The sequence below is a fragment of the Paenibacillus thermoaerophilus genome (assembly GCF_005938195.1).
Taxonomy (GTDB): domain Bacteria; phylum Bacillota; class Bacilli; order Paenibacillales; family Reconciliibacillaceae; genus Paenibacillus_W; species Paenibacillus_W thermoaerophilus.
In genome coordinates, this window is sequence record NZ_VCQZ01000010.1 from 96,708 (window position 1) to 116,081 (window position 19,374).

Annotated in this window: 17 protein-coding genes; 3 read left to right on the top strand and 14 right to left on the bottom strand. The window is 60.2% G+C overall.

The genetic code is table 11. The annotated features are described in order from the left end of the window. Window positions 1-132 precede the first annotated feature (132 nt). The 7 genes from FE781_RS17450 to FE781_RS08965 all read right to left on the bottom strand — a co-directional run bounded on the left by FE781_RS17450 (window position 133) and on the right by FE781_RS08965 (window position 7,443). A complete protein-coding gene (locus tag FE781_RS17450; RefSeq protein WP_170209468.1) occupies window positions 133-276 on the bottom strand; it encodes a hypothetical protein in 144 nt (47 codons plus the stop codon). Between the two features lie 374 nt (window positions 277-650). Beyond that, on the bottom strand, window positions 651-1,100 hold the full coding sequence (locus FE781_RS08940; protein ID WP_170209481.1) for a class I SAM-dependent methyltransferase: 450 nt from the start codon (window positions 1,098-1,100) through the stop codon (window positions 651-653). Window positions 1,101-1,161: 61 nt separating this feature from the next. Continuing rightward, a complete protein-coding gene (locus FE781_RS08945; RefSeq protein ID WP_138789273.1) occupies window positions 1,162-2,994 on the bottom strand; it encodes a cache domain-containing sensor histidine kinase in 1,833 nt (610 codons plus the stop codon). 13 nt (window positions 2,995-3,007) lie between these two features. Continuing rightward, the gene (locus FE781_RS08950) at window positions 3,008-3,805 is read right to left on the bottom strand and encodes a response regulator transcription factor (RefSeq protein ID WP_138789274.1); all 798 of its coding nucleotides are present in this window, start codon (window positions 3,803-3,805) and stop codon (window positions 3,008-3,010) included. Between the two features lie 99 nt (window positions 3,806-3,904). Further along, a complete protein-coding gene (locus tag FE781_RS08955) occupies window positions 3,905-5,584 on the bottom strand; it encodes an extracellular solute-binding protein (RefSeq protein WP_138789275.1) in 1,680 nt (559 codons plus the stop codon). A gap of 98 nt (window positions 5,585-5,682) precedes the next feature. Beyond that, the gene (locus tag FE781_RS08960) at window positions 5,683-6,567 is read right to left on the bottom strand and encodes a carbohydrate ABC transporter permease (protein ID WP_138789276.1); all 885 of its coding nucleotides are present in this window, start codon (window positions 6,565-6,567) and stop codon (window positions 5,683-5,685) included. 12 nt (window positions 6,568-6,579) lie between these two features. Continuing rightward, entirely contained in the window at window positions 6,580-7,443 is an 864-nt protein-coding gene (locus FE781_RS08965) for an ABC transporter permease (RefSeq protein ID WP_246068120.1), read from the bottom strand. A 487-nt stretch (window positions 7,444-7,930) separates the two neighbouring features. Here FE781_RS08965 and FE781_RS08970 point away from each other — a divergent pair, with 487 nt between their 5' ends. Further along, window positions 7,931-9,994, top strand: a complete 2,064-nt coding sequence (locus FE781_RS08970; protein ID WP_170209482.1) for an LTA synthase family protein — start codon at window positions 7,931-7,933, stop codon at window positions 9,992-9,994. Between the two features lie 67 nt (window positions 9,995-10,061). On the opposite strand, the gene FE781_RS08975 is transcribed toward FE781_RS08970, so the two are convergent. Together FE781_RS08975 and FE781_RS08980 are read right to left on the bottom strand one after the other, a co-directional pair. Beyond that, window positions 10,062-10,769: a metallophosphoesterase gene (locus FE781_RS08975; RefSeq protein ID WP_138789279.1), complete on the bottom strand. Its 708-nt coding sequence runs from the start codon at window positions 10,767-10,769 to the stop codon at window positions 10,062-10,064. Window positions 10,770-11,167: 398 nt separating this feature from the next. Beyond that, a complete protein-coding gene (locus FE781_RS08980) occupies window positions 11,168-12,100 on the bottom strand; it encodes a manganese-dependent inorganic pyrophosphatase (protein WP_138789280.1) in 933 nt (310 codons plus the stop codon). Window positions 12,101-12,332: 232 nt separating this feature from the next. Between FE781_RS08980 and FE781_RS17460 the strand changes: the two genes are divergently transcribed. Next, window positions 12,333-12,497, top strand: a complete 165-nt coding sequence (locus FE781_RS17460) for a hypothetical protein (RefSeq protein WP_170209483.1) — start codon at window positions 12,333-12,335, stop codon at window positions 12,495-12,497. Between the two features lie 63 nt (window positions 12,498-12,560). Here FE781_RS17460 and FE781_RS08985 read toward each other — a convergent pair whose 3' ends face one another. The 5 genes from FE781_RS08985 to larE all read right to left on the bottom strand — a co-directional run bounded on the left by FE781_RS08985 (window position 12,561) and on the right by larE (window position 16,797). After that, complete coding sequence (locus tag FE781_RS08985; protein WP_138789281.1) at window positions 12,561-13,268, bottom strand: GntR family transcriptional regulator; 708 nt, start codon at window positions 13,266-13,268, stop codon at window positions 12,561-12,563. A 40-nt stretch (window positions 13,269-13,308) separates the two neighbouring features. Beyond that, window positions 13,309-14,157: an SDR family oxidoreductase gene (locus FE781_RS08990; protein WP_138789282.1), complete on the bottom strand. Its 849-nt coding sequence runs from the start codon at window positions 14,155-14,157 to the stop codon at window positions 13,309-13,311. Further along, complete coding sequence (gene uxuA, locus FE781_RS08995; RefSeq protein WP_138789283.1) at window positions 14,151-15,239, bottom strand: mannonate dehydratase; 1,089 nt, start codon at window positions 15,237-15,239, stop codon at window positions 14,151-14,153. The genes FE781_RS08990 and uxuA overlap by 7 nt, the downstream gene beginning before the upstream one ends. Window positions 15,240-15,419: 180 nt before the next feature. Further along, entirely contained in the window at window positions 15,420-15,875 is a 456-nt protein-coding gene (locus tag FE781_RS09000) for a GNAT family N-acetyltransferase (protein WP_246068117.1), read from the bottom strand. A gap of 79 nt (window positions 15,876-15,954) precedes the next feature. After that, the gene (larE, locus tag FE781_RS09005) at window positions 15,955-16,797 is read right to left on the bottom strand and encodes an ATP-dependent sacrificial sulfur transferase LarE (protein ID WP_138789284.1); all 843 of its coding nucleotides are present in this window, start codon (window positions 16,795-16,797) and stop codon (window positions 15,955-15,957) included. Window positions 16,798-17,194: 397 nt separating this feature from the next. On the opposite strand from larE, the gene FE781_RS09010 reads away from it, so the two are divergent. Next, on the top strand, window positions 17,195-19,210 hold the full coding sequence (locus FE781_RS09010) for a CAP and S-layer homology domain-containing protein (RefSeq protein ID WP_138789285.1): 2,016 nt from the start codon (window positions 17,195-17,197) through the stop codon (window positions 19,208-19,210). Window positions 19,211-19,374: the final 164 nt, after the last annotated feature.

The window sequence follows — 19,374 nt, forward strand, 5'->3', positions numbered from 1 at the left end:
GCCCGGTTGCCGCATGCATATGATGGGCATATGCGGAGCAATCCAATCAAAGGAGTGAAGGGACAGCATGATGGAGATCGGCTTTGAGATCGACCCCCGCATACCGGGGGCGGCGATCGCGCCATTCGTCAATCAGATGGCCACCGTCACGATCGCAGGCATCGGACGGGTGTCGGCGTTCGTCAACAGCGTGAACTTCCCGAACCAGACGGCAGGATTGACGATCTTTTTCCCGAATGGAACGAGCCAATTCCGTTGGGTTCCGTTCGCCAGCATCCTGAGCATCGGACCGTATTACGGCGGAGGCGGACCGGGAGGCTGGGGGACGACTATTCCCTGGTGGGTCTGGGGCGGCGGATGGGGAGGCCCCGGAGGCGGCGGGCCTGGCGGCGGTGGACCCGGTGGCGGCGGCCCGGGTGGCGGCGGCGGGCCCGGCGGTGGCGGACCCGGTGGTGGCGGCCCCGGCGGTGGCGGCGGACCCGGCGGTGGCGGACCCGGCGGTGGCGGACCCGGCTGGAGTGGACCCGGTTGGGGTGGACCCGGTTGGGGTGGACCCGGCGGACGTTAATCGCATCCGCCCTAAAAAGCAACTCCCCTGCGGAGGATCGATCCTCCATCCTTCGCAGGGGAGTTTTCCTGTGCCGAGCCGTCTACGCGGACGGCGGCCGCCGTATACCCCCAGATAAAAAAAGTCCGCCGGGCTTCAACACCCTCGCGATTTCGCCTAGCGTCTCCCGCAACTCCGCCTTCGGCACATGCAGCAGACAATTCATGGCGAAGACGGCGTCGAAGGAGCGATCCGCGAACGACATCCGGGAGAAATCCATCCGATAAGCCGTCAGCCCCTTGTTCCTGCACAGCTCGACCATCCGTTCCAACAAGTCCACCGCCGTTACCGCCAGCCCGTGCTCCTGAAAATACAGGCTGTCGCGGCCCGTGCCGGCTCCGATCTCAAGCAGCGCGGCTGCCCCTGCCCGCTTAAACGCATCAAGCGCCCTTCTCCGTTCCTCCGACTTCCACGGCGCCAACCCCGATTGTTGCCGTTCGTCCGCAAACGCGTCGTACGCTTGCTCCAGCTTCTTTTTGTCGAACGCCGACATTTCCGGTTCTCTCCTCTGTCCGTTGCGTATAACCGAATCATACAACGAACATACGTTCTTATCAAGAGGCCTCCGGCGACATTTCCGCCCCGCCTCGGCTTGCGGCCGAATCCGCATACGGCACCGAACGCCGCACGCACGGGATTCGAATCGTGACGGCCGTGCCGATGCCGAGCCGGCTGAAGATCGAGACGCCGTAGCCGTTGCCGTAATGCAGGCGTATCCGCTCATGGACGTTATAGATGCCGTAGCCTTCGGCAGACCGTCCGTCTCCGGGCGTCACCCGCTTCAACGTATCGGGCGTCATGCCGACTCCGTCGTCGATAATGCGGAATTCGATATCGTCGCCGTCGCGTCTTCCGGTCACGCGGATATGCACCCAATCGCCGCACCAGGCGTGCTCCAGCACGTTTTCGAGAAACGGCTGCAGGATCAGCTTCACCGTCTCGAAGCGCAGCAGATCCGGATCGATCTCGAACAGGACGTCCATCCGGTCTCCGTATTTGATCTTCTGGATATCCAGATACGCCTTCGCCTGCTCCAGCTCGTTGGCAATCGGGATCACGGTGCGGCCTTCGTTCAGCGACAAGCGGTAGAACAACGCCAGATTCCGCACCATCTGGTGCAGCTTCTCCACTTGTCCGAATTTGGCCAGACGACTGATCGAAGACAACGTATTGTAGAGGAAATGCGGATTGATCTGCGCTTGCAGCGACTCCAGCTCCGCTTCCCTTTTTTTCAGGCTGGTCACGTACACTTCCCGGATTAGCTCGTCGATATGCCGGGCCATGGAATTGATCGCCTGCGAGATCACCGAAAATTCGTCGCGGCCCTTGAAGTGAATCCGCTTGCGGAAGTCCCCAAGCCGGAACGAATCCAAAACCAGCACGATGCGGGAGACGCGCCTGGAGAAATACCGGGACAGGAATAAGCCCACGAACAGCAGGAGCAAAAAGCTGACGGCGCAGATGGCAACCGTTAAATACTCGACCTTGCGCGCGTCTTTCTCGATCCATTCCTTCGGGATGCGGGCAACGAGCTTCCACTCGCCTCCGTGAATGTCCTCCGCAATCTCCAGAAATTGTCCGCCGCCGGACGTCTGGGCGCGCTGCGCCTCGGTGTTGCCGATCGTCCACAACGAATGCCCGCTGCGGTCTTTGATCTCCATATACGTGCCGACCCCGAAATCCGGATAAACCGTGGAAAACAGCTCCGAGAGCTTGACGGTAAACCTCATGACGCCGATCTCGCGCAATTGCGGCACGGCGCTCGTATCGACGATTCTTCTCAGCATGGAGATATGGCCGAACTCGCCGTCCCGCTCGATCTGACGCCAGACGATCGTCTTGCCGTAGTCCTCCGGCGGAAGGTCCCGGTACCAGTCCTTATGGGCGATTCTTCTCCAATGGTAAATATCGTACGTTTTGCCCGCGTACGCCAGCGGATCGGAATCTCCGTAGGTGTTGTATACTTCGGCCAGCGTCTCGTTGCGGAAGTAGACGCTCAACCAGATTTGCAAGCTGGTCGCTTTCAGCAGGCTGTCGAGCTTGGGCAAAATGAACTGCGTGGTCGACTCGTAGCTGTGCCAGCCTTCCTCCGTCTGCCGGAGGCGGGTGACGATGGCATTGTCGAAATAAACCAGGTCCGACAGGCGGACCATATCGTTCATTCGGTATTCGATATTGTCCTTCATCTGGCGCAGCGCCGCCTGCACGTTGCCGCGCGTCTGCTCCCGGGTCGACTCGATCAAAATCGAATTGGCGAGATACCCGAACACGATGACGGGCAGCAGCGAAAAAAGCAAATAGGAGATCATCAGCTTGTACCCGAAGGGCACAAACCGCGTCTCCTTGGCTTGTTTATCCGATACGGACGGGCTTCCCTGACGGATCATGGCCGGCCTCCGTTCACAACGCGTTGCGGAACTCCACAGGGGTCATCCGGTACGTCTCCTTGAATTGCCTGCTGAAATACGGCATATACCGGTATCCGACCCGATGGGCCACCTCGTAGATCCGCAGCCTCGGGTCGCGCAGAAGCTCGCACGCCCTCTCCATGCGCAGGGAAACCAGATATTCGTGGAAGGTGCGGCCCGTCGATTCCTTGAACAATTGGCCGAGATAGTTGGGGGAGAACGCGAACTCGTCGGCGACTTCCTTGAGCGTAAGCGGCTGATCGAGCCGTTCGGCCATATAGCCGACGATCCGGGCGATCAGCTTTCCGTTGCGGCCGCAGCTTCGCTCCTGTCCCGAATCCGGCGGCGGCATCCGCACGAGACCGTCGGCCAGCAGCCGGTTCCACTCGCGTTCCGTCTCCGCGCGCTTCCGCGTCTCGTCCAGATCGCCGCGAACCCGGTGGAGCGCTTCGATCAACTCCTGATCGTCCATCGGCTTCAGCACGTAGCTGTACGCTTTTAACGACAGCGCTTCCTTGACATACTGAAAATCCCGGTAGCCGCTGACGAACACGACACGCACGTCTCCGATCCGCGCTTTGGCGCGCCTGGCCAGTTCGAGGCCCGACATGTTCGGCATATGCACATCCGTCACGAGCACGTCGATCGCCTCATTCTCGATCACTTCGCAAGCGGCGAACCCGTTGGTCACGGCCCCCACAACCTCCATGCCGAGAGATTGCCACGGAATAAACCTTTTCATGCCTTCCAGGTCCAGCGTCTCATCGTCGGCGATCAGCACCTTGTACAAGCCGTTCTCCCCCTTTCTTCATGCGAAAGACGGAAATCGGGCGTACGCGGTTCGCACACCCGTTCCCTCAGGATCAACCGCTCGAAGCCGAAGAAGCGATTATTTCTTGGCCATTTTCGCTTCGTTGGCCTTCCACTTCGCCGTATAGTAGTCCAGCAGCTTTTGATAGCCGAGCGATTGCGCGTCTTTTTCCGCTTTATCGATTATATCCGATACTTCCTGCTCGCTTTTCGCCAGGATGGCCTGGGCGCGGGCTTTTTTGTACAGCTCGATGATCCGCTCGCGGATCACGCCTTCCTCACTGTCCTTCGGCGGCTCGATGCCGCGCATGGGCGTCAGGTCGATGTGCGTTTTCCACGTAATGCTGTCCTGGTAAGTCGTGGCCCAGGAACGTTTCTCCGGCGGCAGCTTTTGCTCGGCCTTTAATTTGATTTTGTCGTTGAACGCCGCATTGCCGACGAACTGCAGGTTGTCCGTGGCCGACATATTCTTTTGGCGGTCCGGATCGGTGACGAACGTATCCAGCAGAAGCGGCAGCCCTTCGCTGTCGGTGCCTTGCCAGTACATGCCTTCCGGCCCCCAGATGATTTCCCGCGTGCCCTGCTCGCCCGTCATCCAGTCGAGAACCGCGAAGATTTTCTCCGGATCTTTCGCTTTTTTCGTGATGGCCGCCGCGTTCCAGCCGAGCCGGTCGTAATGGGCGACGGTGATTTTGTTTTTGTCCAGTCCCGGCTTGTGAATCGGCCAGATCATGAAGTAGCCGGCGTTCGGATCTTTTTGCTTGAGCAGCGCGTCCGCCGGGCCGGCGTATTCGATCGCCGTGATGTCCGCGTAGACGGCGACTCTGCCCTGGTTCAGCTTCTCTTGAACCTGGTCGACCTTCTGCGTCAGGGCGTCCTGCGTCATCAGCTTCTCCCGGTGCAGCTTGTTGACGAATGTGAGCGCTTCCTTAAATACCGGATCGGCGAAGATCGACGTGAACTTGCCGTCCTTCGGCACCGCGCGCAGATTGCCCATGAACGTGGCCGGGTTGTTCTCGCGGAACGCGGAGTACAGGAGGTCGACGCCTTTGCCTTCGGAAGCCTGGCCCGGCTCGAACGGAATGATCGAGTCGCCGTATTTTTCCTTGACCAGCTTGAGGTACGCGTACAAGTCGTCGGTCGTCTCCAGCTTCGGCTTGCCCAGTTCTTCATAGATCTTTTTGTTGACGACGTAACCGGCGTTGCCCGTCGGCTTGTTCGTGTACCAGTTCGGGAACAGGTACAGCTTGCCGTCGGTATGGCGGAGCATGTTCAGAACTTCGTCGCCCGCCCATTTCTTCAGGTTGGGGTATTTGTCCAGATACGGATCGAGGGGAACGATCTGGCCGTTCTCGATCAGGCGGTTGAAGCCGTCGCGTTCTCCCCAGATGACGTCCGGCAGATCGTTCGACGCGATCATCGTGTTCAGCTTCGCTTCGGCGTTGCCGCCCGCCTGGATGGGGACGATGTCGATTTTATACTTCTCTTTGATCGCTTTCGTGAAGATGTCCTCGCCCCATCGCGGCTGCGTGTACCAGCCGTAGTTGCCGAACAAGGTGAAGGAAACCGGTTCGCTCCCGATCTGGAACACGTCCGGCTTCGGAGACGCGGACTGCGCCGCCGAAGTGGGCGCCGCGCTTGCGTCCGGGCTCGCGCTGGCGGAATTGCCGTCTTCCCCGCCGGAGCATGCCGCCAGAACCGTGCCGAGAGCCAAGACGGCCGCAACAGTTCCCGCATTCTTGTTACGCCGATTGTCCATTTGCTGTATACCCCTTCCTATTATACTAGTATATGCTTAAAGCTTTTGGCTTTGAAGCCGGAAAAATCTCTCCCCCGAAGGGAAGTCCCGCGTTGCGCCTATTCTTTCAGCGAGCCGACCAGCACGCCCTTGACGAAGTATCTCTGAAGGAAGGGATAGACGAGCACGATCGGAATCGTGATCACCATCATGGTCGCCATCGTCAGCGATTTGGTTGTAAACGACTTCTGCGTCCGTAAGACGTGGCTCTGCGCGGCCGTATCGATCTCGGAGACGATATTCGAATCCAGCGTGCGCTTGAGGATCGCCTGGACCGGCAGCAAGTTTTCGTTATTGATGTAGATCGAAGCGACAAACCAGTCGTTCCAGTGCGCGACGGCCGTAAACAGGCTGAGCGTGGCGATCACGGGACCGGACAGCGGTAGGACGACCCGCAGGAACGTGCCCCAGTAGCCGCAGCCGTCGATCCGCGCCGCGTCCTCCAGACCGGCCGGTATCTCCTTAAAGAAGGTGCGGAAAATGATCATGCTCCAGACGCTGACCATGGACGGAATGATAAAGACCCAGAACGAATCCATCAGGCCCAGGGCGCGAATCAACAGATAGGTCGGAATCAGGCCCCCGCCGAAATACATCGTGATGACGCAAAACGTCATGTAGTAGCCCCGCCCGATCAATTCCCGCCGGGACATACCGTAAGCCAGCAGCGACGTCATGGCGATGGTGCAGAAGGTGCCGACGACCGTACGGGCGATCGATACCCCGAAGCCTTTGATGATCCGCACGTCTCCCGCCACGACCCGGTAGTTCTCCAGCGTAAATTCCCTCGGCCAGAAGGTGATGCCCCCCATGCTCGTGTCGGTGCCCTCGTTAAACGAGATCACCGCCGAGTTCCAGAACGGATAAAACGTAACAAACGCCAGCAGGATCAAAAAGAAATAGACGACGGCAACGAGAACGCGGTCTTCGAATGCGAGCTTCAATCCGTTTCCTCCCTACCACAAGCTGTTGCCGGTGCGGCGCGCAAGCCGGTTGGCCCCTACCAGCAGGGCGACGCTGACGACCGCCTTGAACAACCCGACCGCCGTCGCAAACGAGAACCGGCCCAAATTAATGCCCATCCGGTACACGAACGTGTCGAGCACGTCGGAGACGTCGCGAAGCGCGGGGTTGACGCCGAACAGCAGCAGGTCCTCGAAGCCCGCGTTGAGCAGGTTGCCGATGGCGAGGATCAGGAAGATGATGACGACCGGCATGATGCACGGAAGCGTGATCAGATACATCATGCGGAAACGGCTGGCGCCGTCGATGGCGGCTGATTCGTACAGGGCCGGGTCGATGCCCGCGATGGCGGCCAGATAGACGATCGAGGAGAACCCGATGTCCTTCCAGACGTTGGCGCTGACGATAATGGCCCAGAAGTAATTTTCTTGGGACAGCCACGAAACCGGCTCGTCGATCAGGCCCAGCCATTGCAGGAAGATGTTGAAGCTGCCGTTGTCCGTCGAGAGCATCGAGATCGTGAAGTTCGCGACGATGACCCAGGACAGGAAATAAGGCAGGTAGCTGATCGTCTGCACCACCCGCTTGAACAGCATGTTTTTGACCTCGTTCAGCGCCAGCGCCAGGACGATCGGGGCCGGGAAGCCGACGCAAAGCTTCAGCATGCTGATCACCAGCGTGTTGCGCATGACCACGAACAGCTCCGGGGATCGGAAGAAATCCTCGAAATGCTTGAAGCCGACCCAGGGCGAAGCCGACATCCCCTTAAATACGGAATAATCCTGAAACGCAATCAATACCCCGTACATCGGAAAGTAGCTGAATACCAGAACCAGCGCCAACGCAGGCAGCACCATCAATTGCAGATCCCATTGCCTGAAAAATGCTGCGATCTTGGCAGACTTGCGGGGTACCGACACCCGGCGCTCCGCGCCGATCGCGGTTTGCTTCAAATCCGACCACCCTTTCGTGCGTCGCTGTTGTTCGTATGACTTCATGATAGCGGGGTAACCCCCTGTGAAACTACTTGCCGGATCAACGATATGTGATACAAACTAAAGGAAAACGCTTTCGATGTGATGCAGGCTTACGCGTGGAAAACGGATACAACGGCGAATCCCGGCTTTGGCGTCAGGTTGGCGTTATGGGGACCGGGCAGATTTCACCGCGCAAACGTTTGGATATAACCTTTAGATGACAGGGCGGAACCGCTTTCGTTTACGCTGTTTCCGCTGCGGTCGAAGAGGGATTTGCGAGCCTCGTATCGAAATGTATTGTCGTCGTTTCCATCCGGCGGGCTTCCGCTGTCGCTATTCCTTCGCAAAGAGAGGCTTCTTACGCATCATGCGCCGACTGCTTCCGCTGTTGAAACGTGTGCCGCTGGCTCTTGTGCCGGCGCTGCTGGTCATTCTTCTCGAGGCGCTTAGCCGCGTGTCGTTCCTGCGCCCGTATGAATGGATCGGGGACCATCCGAACGAATGGACGATGAATTACTTCATCGCCTTGAGCTTGACGCTGCTCGCCGCCGGGGCGTTCGGGCGCACGCGTGCCGCCTATTCCCTCCTCTTCGCGCTTGTCGGCGTCCTGGGCGTCGCGAGCGGGATCAAGTGGAGCCGCACCGGCTACCCGCTGTTCATCTGGGATCTCGCGCTGCCCCAGGAGGGCGCCGACGCAGCGATAGCGACCAATCCGGCGTTTCCGCCGCACCTGCTGCCGGTCGCGGGAGCCGCTGCGCTGGTCGCCGGACTCTGCCTGCTGCCGCGATCCGTCAGGTTCGGCTGGCGGGAACGGGCGGCCTACGGCCTGCTGGGCCTCCTGCTGCTGCTCAGCGCCTGGAGGGGCGTGCCGCTCCCTTTGCAGGATTACTACCGCACATACACGATTCCGTTCGAGCCGGACCGGCAGTTCGAACGCAACGGGGTGCTGCTGTCGATGGTCACGGACGTCGATTACGTGCGGATCGAGCGGCCGCACGGCACAGACGAGACCTCGATCCGGCGGCTGGTCGGCCGGCTGCAGGCCGATGCGAACCGGGACGCAAGCGCGGAGAAGCCGAACGTCATCGTGCTGCTGGCCGAGACGTTCTGGGACCCGACGCGGCTGAACAACGTCACGTTCAGCGAAGACCCGATGCCGTTTTTCCGGTCGCTCATGAAGGAGACGACCAGCGGCTGGATTCTGACGCCGCAGTTCGGCGGCACGACCGCCAACGTCGAATTCGAGGTGCTGACGGGCAATTCGGTCCGTTTTCTGCCGTCGGGCTCGATTCCGTACATTCATTACGTCAACCGCGAAGTCGATTCGCTCGCCTCCATCCTCGCCCGGCAAGGGTACGAGACGACGGCGATCAACCCGTTCTACAACTGGTTTTTCAACAGCCGCAACGCTTACCGCAACATGGGCTTCTCCCGCTTCGTCAGCAGCGAGTTCTTCGAGCCGCGCTACCACGGGCCGTATCTGGAGGATCGGCAGGTGATGGAGAAGATCATCGCGACGACGGCGGCGACGCCGGGGCCGGACTTCGTCTTCGCCAATACGATGGAGAATCACGGGGGGTACGAGGACAAATTTTTCGACAACCGGATTGCCGTCGAGGGGCCGATCGGGGAAAAGGCGAAAAACATGCTGCGCAATTACGCGACGGGCGTGCGCGCCTTCGACGACGCGTTCCGGTATTTGGTCGACCAATACCGCAACAACCCGGAGCCGACGGTCATTCTCTGCTTCGGCGACCACCTGCCGGCTCTTGGCGACGACTACGCCGTATACAAGGAAGCCGGATACGTCACGGGCCGTAACGATCCGGACTTCATGGACAACATGCACTATACGCCCGTGGTGATCTGGAGCAACCGCCCGGGACGGGAACGCGAGGAGCTGCGCATGAACGCCAGCTATCTCGGAGCGTATCTTCTGCGGTATGCGGGGCTGGAGGGGACGTATTACACGGAATATTTGTACAAGCTGTACCGGGAAATGCCGCTGGTGCCGCCCAGGCCGTTTCGCAAAACCCGCCCCGTCGACGAGACGCCGCTGGAGGATTACGCGCGTCTGGAGTACGATATTTTGTTCGGGCGGCAGTACGGCTACCGGGCCAGCGGATTGCGGGGACGGATCGCCCCCGCCGCGTTCGCTCTCGGGGAAGGCCCGGTCGTCCTGAAGGGAGCAGAGCCGCTGGGCCGGGACGGCGATCGGCTGGAGGTGCGGGGAGAGCGGTTCAAGCCGGATTGCTCCGTATGGCTGAACGGCCGAAAGCTCGATACGTCCTACCGCGACGCCGGACATTTGTACGCCAGGCTGCCGGCGGACGAGGCCGCGCCGCCCCGGCCCTGGAAGCTGCAAGTGCGGCTGACGGACGCGAAACGGACGGTGCTGGCGCGATCGAACGAGTTGTCATTGGCGGAATAGCGGCAGAGAGCGGCCAAGCTTCCCGGGTGTCCGGCCGTCCTCCGCCCGAAGCGAACGCCGGCCCTTGTTAACCGAACGTCTGGATTCGGCGTTTCTCGATGCGCCGGCTGTGGAGCTTATAGACGTAATATTCGAGATGGGCCAGATCGATCAAACCAAGCGCCTGCTCCTCCCGGACGGAGTAGGTATGCGCGCCCAAATCCCCGTTCAGGCGCACCCCGTCGAAATAAATGAATTCGCACGGGGTATGCCCATGCACGACCGGCCGGCCGCCGGTCGCCCGAAGCAGCTCGGATCGGGGGTAGCCGTACAGAACGTCTTCCTCCATCCATACGATCTCCCGGCTCTGCGCGGCCAGCTCCTTGTCCGGTTCGATCCCCGCGTGGGCATACACGTATTCGTCGTCGCCGATAACCAGCGGCAGCCCGGCCGCCCAATCGACATGCTCGTTCAGCGTCTCCGGATCGGGGAACTCCTCGCGGAAGCTCCGCAGCGCCTCCCGGCCGCCATGATGCAGCCATAAGGCGTCTCCGTCGCGGAAATAACCCAGCATCATCTCCTCGTGATTGCCGGCGACCGCCCGCACCGACTCGGGATGAAGCCGCTGCAGGCGGCGCACTTCGCGCAGGACGGGGCCGCTGTCCGGCCCCCGGCCGACGAGGTCGCCCCCGAACACGATCCGGTCGGCCGCCGGATCGAATCGGACAAACTCGAGCAATCGCAGCATGCCGGCGTACTCGCCGTGAATATCGGTTATAAACCATTGTCGGGACATCGGATCACGCTCCTGCCTCCATTATACACGCGGCGTTCGATCCGGGATAACGCTGCCGGCCCGATCTACCGCGCTGCGCCCGGGCGGTCGACGCGAACCGTTTCCCCCGCTCCGGCCGAATTCCCGTGTTCTGCCGCATTTCGGGGGAACCGAATCGGGGCGCCTGGCAGGAAGGGCGGGTCACCGCCGACCTCAATTACGGCACGGTCGGTCGGCCCGAACGGGTTTATCGCGTGGCGCCGGGCAGACGGAAGCAGCCGCCTCGCCGGCCGACAAAATAACCCCCGGTAAAACGGGGGGGGGGGTTGAACGCAAAATTCCGTCCAGGCGGATCGCTGGGGCCGCGTACCTTGCATAGTAAAGCCGCCGGGGCCATCCCCGACGGCTAGCTGTTCTTTTTACAGTTTGCTGAACGCGTCCGTCAGCACCGGCACGATCTGCGATTTGCGCGAGACGACGCCTTTCAGCACGGCTTTGTTGTCGGACAGCTTCACGCCGTACGCTTGTTCGACGACGTTCGCTTTGGCGCCCAGCGCGAGGCCGATGGAATCGTTGTTCAGGATGTCGGTCACGACAAACAGGAACAGATCGAGACCCTTCTCGGCGATAATGCCGTTCAGAGCGGCTTCCAGCTCGGCTTGCTTGGACAGCACGTCGTTCGGATCGACGGCGTTAACCTGCGCGATCTCCACTTTGTACGCGCCCATCGAGAATTCTTTGGCGTCCAGGGAGATCAGCTCGGCGATCGACTTGTCGCTCAGGTCCGCGCCCGCTTTCAGCAGGTCCAGACCGTATTTGTCCAGATCGACGCCTGCGATGTCCGCCAGCTCGCGAGCGGCGGCGACGTCCTGCGGGGTGCAGGTCGGGGATTTCAGCAGCAGCGTGTCGGAGATGATGGCGGACAGCATCAGGCCGGCGATTTCTTTTTTGACGGCCACGCCGTTCTCCTTGTACATCTTGTTCAGGATCGTCGCCGTGCAGCCGACCGGCTCGGCGCGATAGTACAGCGGTCCCGCCGTCTCGAAGTTGGCGATGCGGTGGTGGTCGATGACTTCCACGACGCGGACGCTTTCGATATCGCTCGCGCTTTGTTGGCGCTCGTTGTGGTCGACGAGGATGACGTCCTTCACTTCGCTGGCCACCGTCTCCACTTGACGCGGCGCCTTGACTCCGAAGTAGTCGAGCGCGTATTGCGTCTCTTTGTTGACGGCGCCAAGGCGGACGGCTTCAACGTTCTCGCCCAGAGCGGTCTTCAGGTCGGCATATACCAGCGCAGAGCCGATCGAGTCGGTGTCCGGGTTTTTGTGCCCGAAAATAAGCTTCTTCTCCATCTTCTTGCTCCTTAGTGAACTAGGATTTGGACTCTTCCTCGATTATAACGTTAAACCGGGTTAATTCCAACCCTCCGGATGGGAATTCGATAGGATGGTCCGATCAATAACATGGGAAACAGCATACGGATGCTCTTTATCCCCATCTATAACCTAACCAACCTCGAATTACCATTCTTTAAGAATGGGTGTACAATAGTCAAGGAACAGGTCGATGGGGAGGAATCCTCGCATGAAAAAAGCGCAATCTCTGCACGAACTCCAAATCGGCGGAAAACCGGATTTGCCCGATCGCGGTATCCTATATTTCTTTTACGCTTTGGAAGGGGAGCATACGTATCCCAGCATATGGGATCACGCCGAACCGCTCAAGCCGGACCCGGCGCTTTCTTGTTGAACGAAGCTTTGCGGGCCGTCCCCAGGGCAAAACCAGCGGCGTCATGCCCCTGACCTCCTCCGGCTACCGTTCCGCGAAATAGTCCGGGTACATCTGCCGCAGCTCCGGCAGCTCCCGGTCGAGCTTGCCGACATGCGCCCGCATCAGCGAGGCCGCCTGTTCCTCGTCCCCGCCTGCGACCGCCTCCAGCAGCGCTTCGTGCTCGTCCACAATCGGTTCGATGCGGCGAAGCTCGCGCAGCGCCAACATTCGGGCCCGATTGAGATGCCCCCTCATCCGGTAGATCACCTGTAGCAGCGTCGCGTTGTCCGCCACATGCAGGATCGCTTGGTGGAACGCCTCGTCGGCTTGCAGGAACCGGGCGATATCCCCCCGGGCCGCCGCCTCCCGCTGCTCCTCCAGCAGCCGCAGGCACGTCCGGCGGACGTCCTCGTGCCGCTCCGGCCGCCAGAGCCGCGCCGCCAGCCGGAATCCCCCCGTCTCCAACTGCTCCCGGACGAAGCGCGACTCGCTGACCTTGCGTTCCGAGATCGGCGCCACCCGCGTGCCCCGCTGGGGCAGCACCTCCAGCAGCTCTTCGCCGGACAGCATGCGGATCGCTTCGCGAATGGGGGTGCGGCTTACGCCCAGTGACTCGGCCAGCTCGTTTTCGTAGATGAACGTGCCCGGCTCCAGCCGAAGCGACACGATCGCCTCGCGGACGGAATCGTAGACGAGTTCGCCCAGCGAACGGCGCGACGTCACCGCGGGCAGCGGGGAAAATAGCGTCATCGGATCACTCCACCTTTTTATCCGTTAACCTTTGCTTCCATCATACCCCCGAGTACGCCATAAATCCACCGTCGACCGGGACCGTTACGCCCGTGACGAATCCGGACATCCGTTCGTCGACGAGCCACAGCAGCGTGCCCAGCAAATCCTCCGGCCGACCGAACCGCCGCATCGGCGTATGGGCGATAATCTTGTGCGACCGCTCGGTCAGCGTGCCGTCTTCGCGGGTCAGCAGCCGCCGGTTTTGCTCCGTGAGGAAAAATCCCGGCGCGATTGCGTTCACCCGGATGCCGGCGTCCGCCAGATGCACCGCCAGCCATTGCGTGAAGTTGTTGATCGCCGCTTTGGCCGCACTGTAGGCGGGAACCTTGGTCATCGGGCACGGCGCGCTCATCGAGGAGATGTTGATGACCGTCGCTCCCGGCCGGCCGATCATGGATTTGGCGAAGACCTGCGTCGGGATCAGCGTCCCCATAAAGTTCAGATCGAACACGTAGCCGAACCCTTCCTCCGTCAGGTCGAAAAATGTCTTCAGCTCCGGATTGCCGAGGTCCTCCGGCTTCAGCGTCTCGTTGGTCGTGCTGCCGTCCGGATGATTGCCCCCTGCCCCGTTGATCAGGATATCGCAGGGACCCAGCTTCTCCTCCACCAGCCGCGCGGCTTCGCGCACGCTCCCGGCGTTCAGGACGTCGCAGGCGACCGCGATCGCCGTGCCGCCCCCGGAGCGGATCGATTCCGCCACCGCTTCGCCTTTTTCCGCCGTGCGGCCCAGGATCGCCACCTTCACCCCCTGGCGTCCCAGCTCGCGCGCCATCGCCGAACAGAGCACGCCGCTGCCGCCTGTCACAACCGCCACTTTTCCCCGCAAATGCTCATGAATGGTCAGCATGCCGCCGTCTCCTCCCTGCGCCGTTTTTCCCGCTCCAACGAATCCCATATGCCCCACAGATACATAATACCGAGAGCCCGGTCGTACAGCCCGTAACCCGGCCTGCACTTCTCGTCCCAGATGTGCCGCCCGTGATCCGGCCGCGCGTAGCCGGTGAAGCCGTTCTCGTGGTAGGCCTTCACGACGTCGCAAATATCGACCGACCCGTCCCGGGCGCGGTGCGACGTCTCGATAAAGTCGCCGTTGTCGTAGACCCGGACGTTGCGGATGTGGGCGAACGGAATCCGGTCCGCGAATTCCCGCACCATCGCCGCCACGTCGTTGTCCCGGCTCGCCCCGAGCGCGCCGCTGCAGAGGGTGATTCCGTTGGCAGGGCTATCGACCAGCGACAGCAGCCGGGCCAGATGGTCGCGGTTGTGCATGAGGCGCGGCAATCCGAACACCGGCCACGGCGGGTCGTCCGGATGAATCGCCATCCGAATGCCGTTCGCTTCGGCGACGGGGATAATCTGCTCCAGAAAATAACGGAGATTTTCCCACAGATGCTCCTCCGTCACGCCCCGGTACGCTTCGAACAGCTCCGTCAACCGGCTCAACCGCTCCGGCTCCCAGCCCGGCATCGTAAACTCGGGATTTTCCGCGATCAGGCGGACAAGCTCCATCGGGTCCATCCCGTCCACCTTGGCGCTCTCATAGAACAAGGCCGTCGAACCGTCCTCCAGCTCCTTGAACAGATCCGTGCGGATCCAGTCGAACACCGGCATGAAGTTGTAGCAGATGACCTTCACGCCCGCCTGGCCCAGATTGGCGATCGTGCGCTTGTAGTTTTCGATATACTTCTCCCGCGACGGCAGTCCGAGCTTGATGTCCTCGTGCACGTTGACGCTTTCGACCACCTCGATATGAAGCCCGTACGCCTCCGCCTGCCGCTTCAGCTCCAGAATGCGCTCCAGCGGCCATACCTCTCCCGGCGGCAAATCGTGCAGCGCCCACACGATTCCTTCGACGCCGGGGATTTGCCGGATCTGCTTGAGCGTGACGGTATCGTTCCCTTCCCCGTACCAGCGAAAAACCATCCGCATCGCCGTATCTCCTCCCGTATTTGCGCCTTTCTCGCAAATAAGTATACTTGTGTTCTTGTATACAAGTCAAGGATCAAATACGGCCCACGGCGGCCGAAAATCAAGGCGGCCCCGCCGGGATGAGGCGGGACCGCCCTCTTTGTGCGAGGCAAGTCTTGCGATTGGCTGAATCGGGCTTGTTTAACCGGATCTTTTGATGAGTTCCCATTGCACCATTCCGTTTTTAACGCCTGTTCTTTGCATTCCCAATTTCTCCAGAACCTTGATCGACGGCATATTCTCTTGATCGCACTCCGCCACAACCTTTTTTACTTGGGGCGAAGAGAACGCCCAATTTAGAAGGGCGCGAACCGACTCGGTCGCGATACCCTTGTTCCGCATTTCAGGGAGTATGCCGTACCCTGCTTCTACCGTACCTTGATGATCGGGTTTTCTTTTAAAGCCGATGTCGCCAACCGCTTGATCGTTCTCGGCCAAAGTTACAAGCCACACCCCCCAGCCGAATAATTCGGGATCTTTCTTAAGGTTTTCCATATATTCGACGATGTGTTCGCCTGCCGGATACGTTTCAGATACCCGGCCATAGTTCTCCGGGCCAATAGCGGTAATGATCAGACGTTCCGTTTTGATTTGCAAAGTAAAAAGTCCTTCCTGCGGGAGAATGGCGTTCTGAAATCTGCGCAGGGACGGATCGATCCCTTACGGCGACGTCCGATTATCGAACCGCCGTGTTCAGCTCCGGGGGCAGCACCTCGTTCAGGCTGCCGGAACGGTAACCTTTGAGATCGAGGGTGACGTACGTATAGCCGATCTCCTTCAGCTTCGCATGCACCGTCTCGGCTACGGCCAGCACATCGGCCAGCTCGGACGGCGGCACCTCGATGCGGGCCAACCGGTCATGCTGGCGCACGCGAACTTGACGGAAGCCGAGCTGAATCAGGAAGTCCTCGGCGCGGTCGATCATCGACAGCTTCTGCGCGGTGATCTGTTCGCCGTATGGAATCCGCGAAGACAAGCAGGCAAACGAAGGCTTATCCCACGTGCGCAGTCCGAACTTGCGGGACAAGTGGCGGATTTCCGATTTTTTGATGCCGGCTTCGAGCAGCGGAGCCCGCACCCCGCGTTCATGCGCGGCCTGAAGACCCGGGCGGTGTTCGCCGAGATCGTCGGCGATCGCGCCGAAAATGACGTGATCGTAACCGCGCTCCTTGGCGATCGGAATCAAGTGGTCGAACAAGGAGTTTTTGCAGAAATAACAGCGGTTGGCCGGATTCTCGGCATAACCCGGAATATTCAGCTCGCTGGTGTGCACGATCTCATGCTTGGCGCCAAGCTCGCGCGCGAGCTGCACAGCCTCCTGCTTCTCCCGCTCCGGATACGTCTCCGAGTCGGCCGTAATCGCCAGCACCCGGTCCGGACCCAAAAACTCCAAAGCCGCCTTCAGAAGAAACGCGCTGTCAACGCCGCCGGAAAATGCAACAACAACCTTGCCCATCGAACGAAGCACTTCTCCGAGCCGCTCGTATTTCTCCTCGATCTGTTGATCGACGGTTGCCATCGTTTTTCCTCCTTATGCTTCAGCTTAGCGACGTTTTCCGTCTCTTTAACGAATGCCGCCTTCGCCGGAAATATGCGTGGTTGTTTAACGCACACGTTAACAAATTGACCCGCTCCGGTCAATAGCCAATATGAGGGTCGATAATTACTATCAGATTATCACAAATCTCGCGAACTTGCATCGCCCGAACAACACTCCGGGAACTCCGCAATTGGCGGCCGTTCGGCCGAACCTTCCTGATCGATGCAATCCGGATGGCCGAAAACCCGCGATGCGGACCGGTCTGCGCCACCGATTGTTTGGATCCGCGTCCCGTATGCTCTGTTTTCTCTTCAAAAATAGCCGCTGCCGGTCCGATATTAGGTATATAGTCTGATAGGAGAAAGGCAGGATATACATGAGGAAGACTTATCGATCGATAGCAACGGCTGTCCTGCTCGGATGGACGTTGGCCTTCGGAGCGGTTGTGCCGCAAGCGGCAGCCGCGTATTCGACTGTGGCCGAAAACAACGGCTTCAAGGCTATTTATAACGACGACCGCACCGTCACGGTGGAAGGAACCGCCCCCGGCTATGCGGGTCAAACGATCCGGGTCCAGATCGACGACGCCGGCATCGGCCAAAAAATAAACGTGTATGACGCCCATGTTGCGGCGGACGGCACGTTTCGGATCACGACGGAGCCCCTGTTCGCGGACGCGGTAAACGTGTTCGTCAAATTAAAAGATGCCACTTACTTTCTCGGCGTGCGCTTCTCGGGCAACCTGTCCGAGAAGCCCGAGAGCCGGACGATCGTCAAGCTGGCCCCCGACGATCCGGAGCTCGCCTCCACGGTCGGCGATGAAGGCTTGCCGGTCCTCAAAGCCAAGTGGGATCAATACAAGCCCGTCTACGATTACAGCCGGAGCTTGTATGCGGAGGCTCCTCTGCTGGCCACCCCTTACGCTCCCGGCAGGCTTCAAGATCAGGTGCTGAAGGATGCGCTCCATATGACGAAGTTCGCGCGCTATTTGGCCGGAACATCGGAAGAGATCGCCTTGAACGATGCGTTGAACAGCTCCGCCCATCATAAAGTCGTCGTGCTGGAGAAGGCTTATCACCCGGCCAATCCGCACCGTCCGGATCGGCCGTCGGACATGAGCAGCGACTTCTATGAGCGTGCCGAGCCTCGAATCGGGATCAAATGGTACGAGAATCTCCATTTCGGCTATAAGCCTATGGATGCGGTCGTTTCCTTCATGGACGACCGAGGCGCCGACAACCGTTATTCCGTCGGACACCGGACGGCGATCCTGGACCCCGATATCACCGGCGTCGGTTTCGGTTATACGGACAAGTATACGATTATGCACCTGAGCGCGGACAATAGCGGCTCCTGGAAGGCGAAGCAAGACTACATCGCTTGGCCGGCCGCCGGCAACTTCCCGACGCTGTTCTCGAACTTCGAGATGTTCTCGGTCGCGCTGAATCCGGACAAATACAAGAAAATCGATCCCGAGAAGCTCCGGATCGAGGTGCTGAACAAAGGCCAAGCCACGAAATGGCTGCTTTACGACACCGCCCAATCCAAAAGCGATGCCGGCTCCCTCTATATATCGAGCAGCAGCTACGCCGGCGGCGAGGCGCAGCTCCTGACATTCGGCACCCCCTACCTGCGGATTCAAGCGGGGGATGAAGTCCGCGTGCGGATCAGCGGACTCCAGGACGCCGCCGGCAACGAGACGTCGATCGAATATACGACGCGGTTTGTCGATCTGGAGCCTGGCAACTCCACCGGCAACGAAGGACAGACCGGCGGGACGACCGGTAAAGGAACGGAAGAGCAAAACGGCGGCGGACAGTCCGACAAACCGCTTGAGGATCTTCCGATCGCGAAGTTTAGCGATATCGGCGGCCATTGGGCCCGGGAGGCGATCGCATGGGGCGTGAACCTGGGCATCGTTCAAGGCTACGACGACGGGACGTTCAGGCCCGACCGGCCGGTCAGCGAAGCGGAGTTCCTGGCCTTGTTCTACCGGCCGCGCGTCGATCCGGCGATGATCGACACGTATGCCGGCTTTACCGGCAGGTGGGATGACCGGCTGTACGAGTTCGCCCAATTGTACAACGTGCCCGTGCTTGGCGCCGACGACCTGCCCGCCCGCGATCGTCCGATCACCCGCGCGCGCGTGGCGGAAATCATCGCAGCGGCCGACGGCGTGAACTTCTCCGGCGACGACGCGATCCGCTACTTGTTGGGCAAAGGCTACGCCGAAGGCAAATCGGCCAATACGGTAGCGGGCTTCCAGGGCGGCGACACGCTGACCCGCGCCGAGGCGCTGACCTTCAGCCATCGGCTGCGCGAAACCATCCGCAACGTTCAGAAGCGTCCGGCCGTGCCGACCCCGGTGTCGGAGCTTCCGAAGCTGCCTTGAATAAAAACGGCGTCTTGTCCTTGATTCCGAGGGCGAGACGCCGTCTTTTATGGCGCGCATAGCGAATAAAATGGCGGCCGGACCCGCGAATGAGGCGGCGTTCCGTCTTTGTTCGCTGTCTTTATCGGTCAAAAACAAGTAAACTATATCTTGCGGGCTTTCTG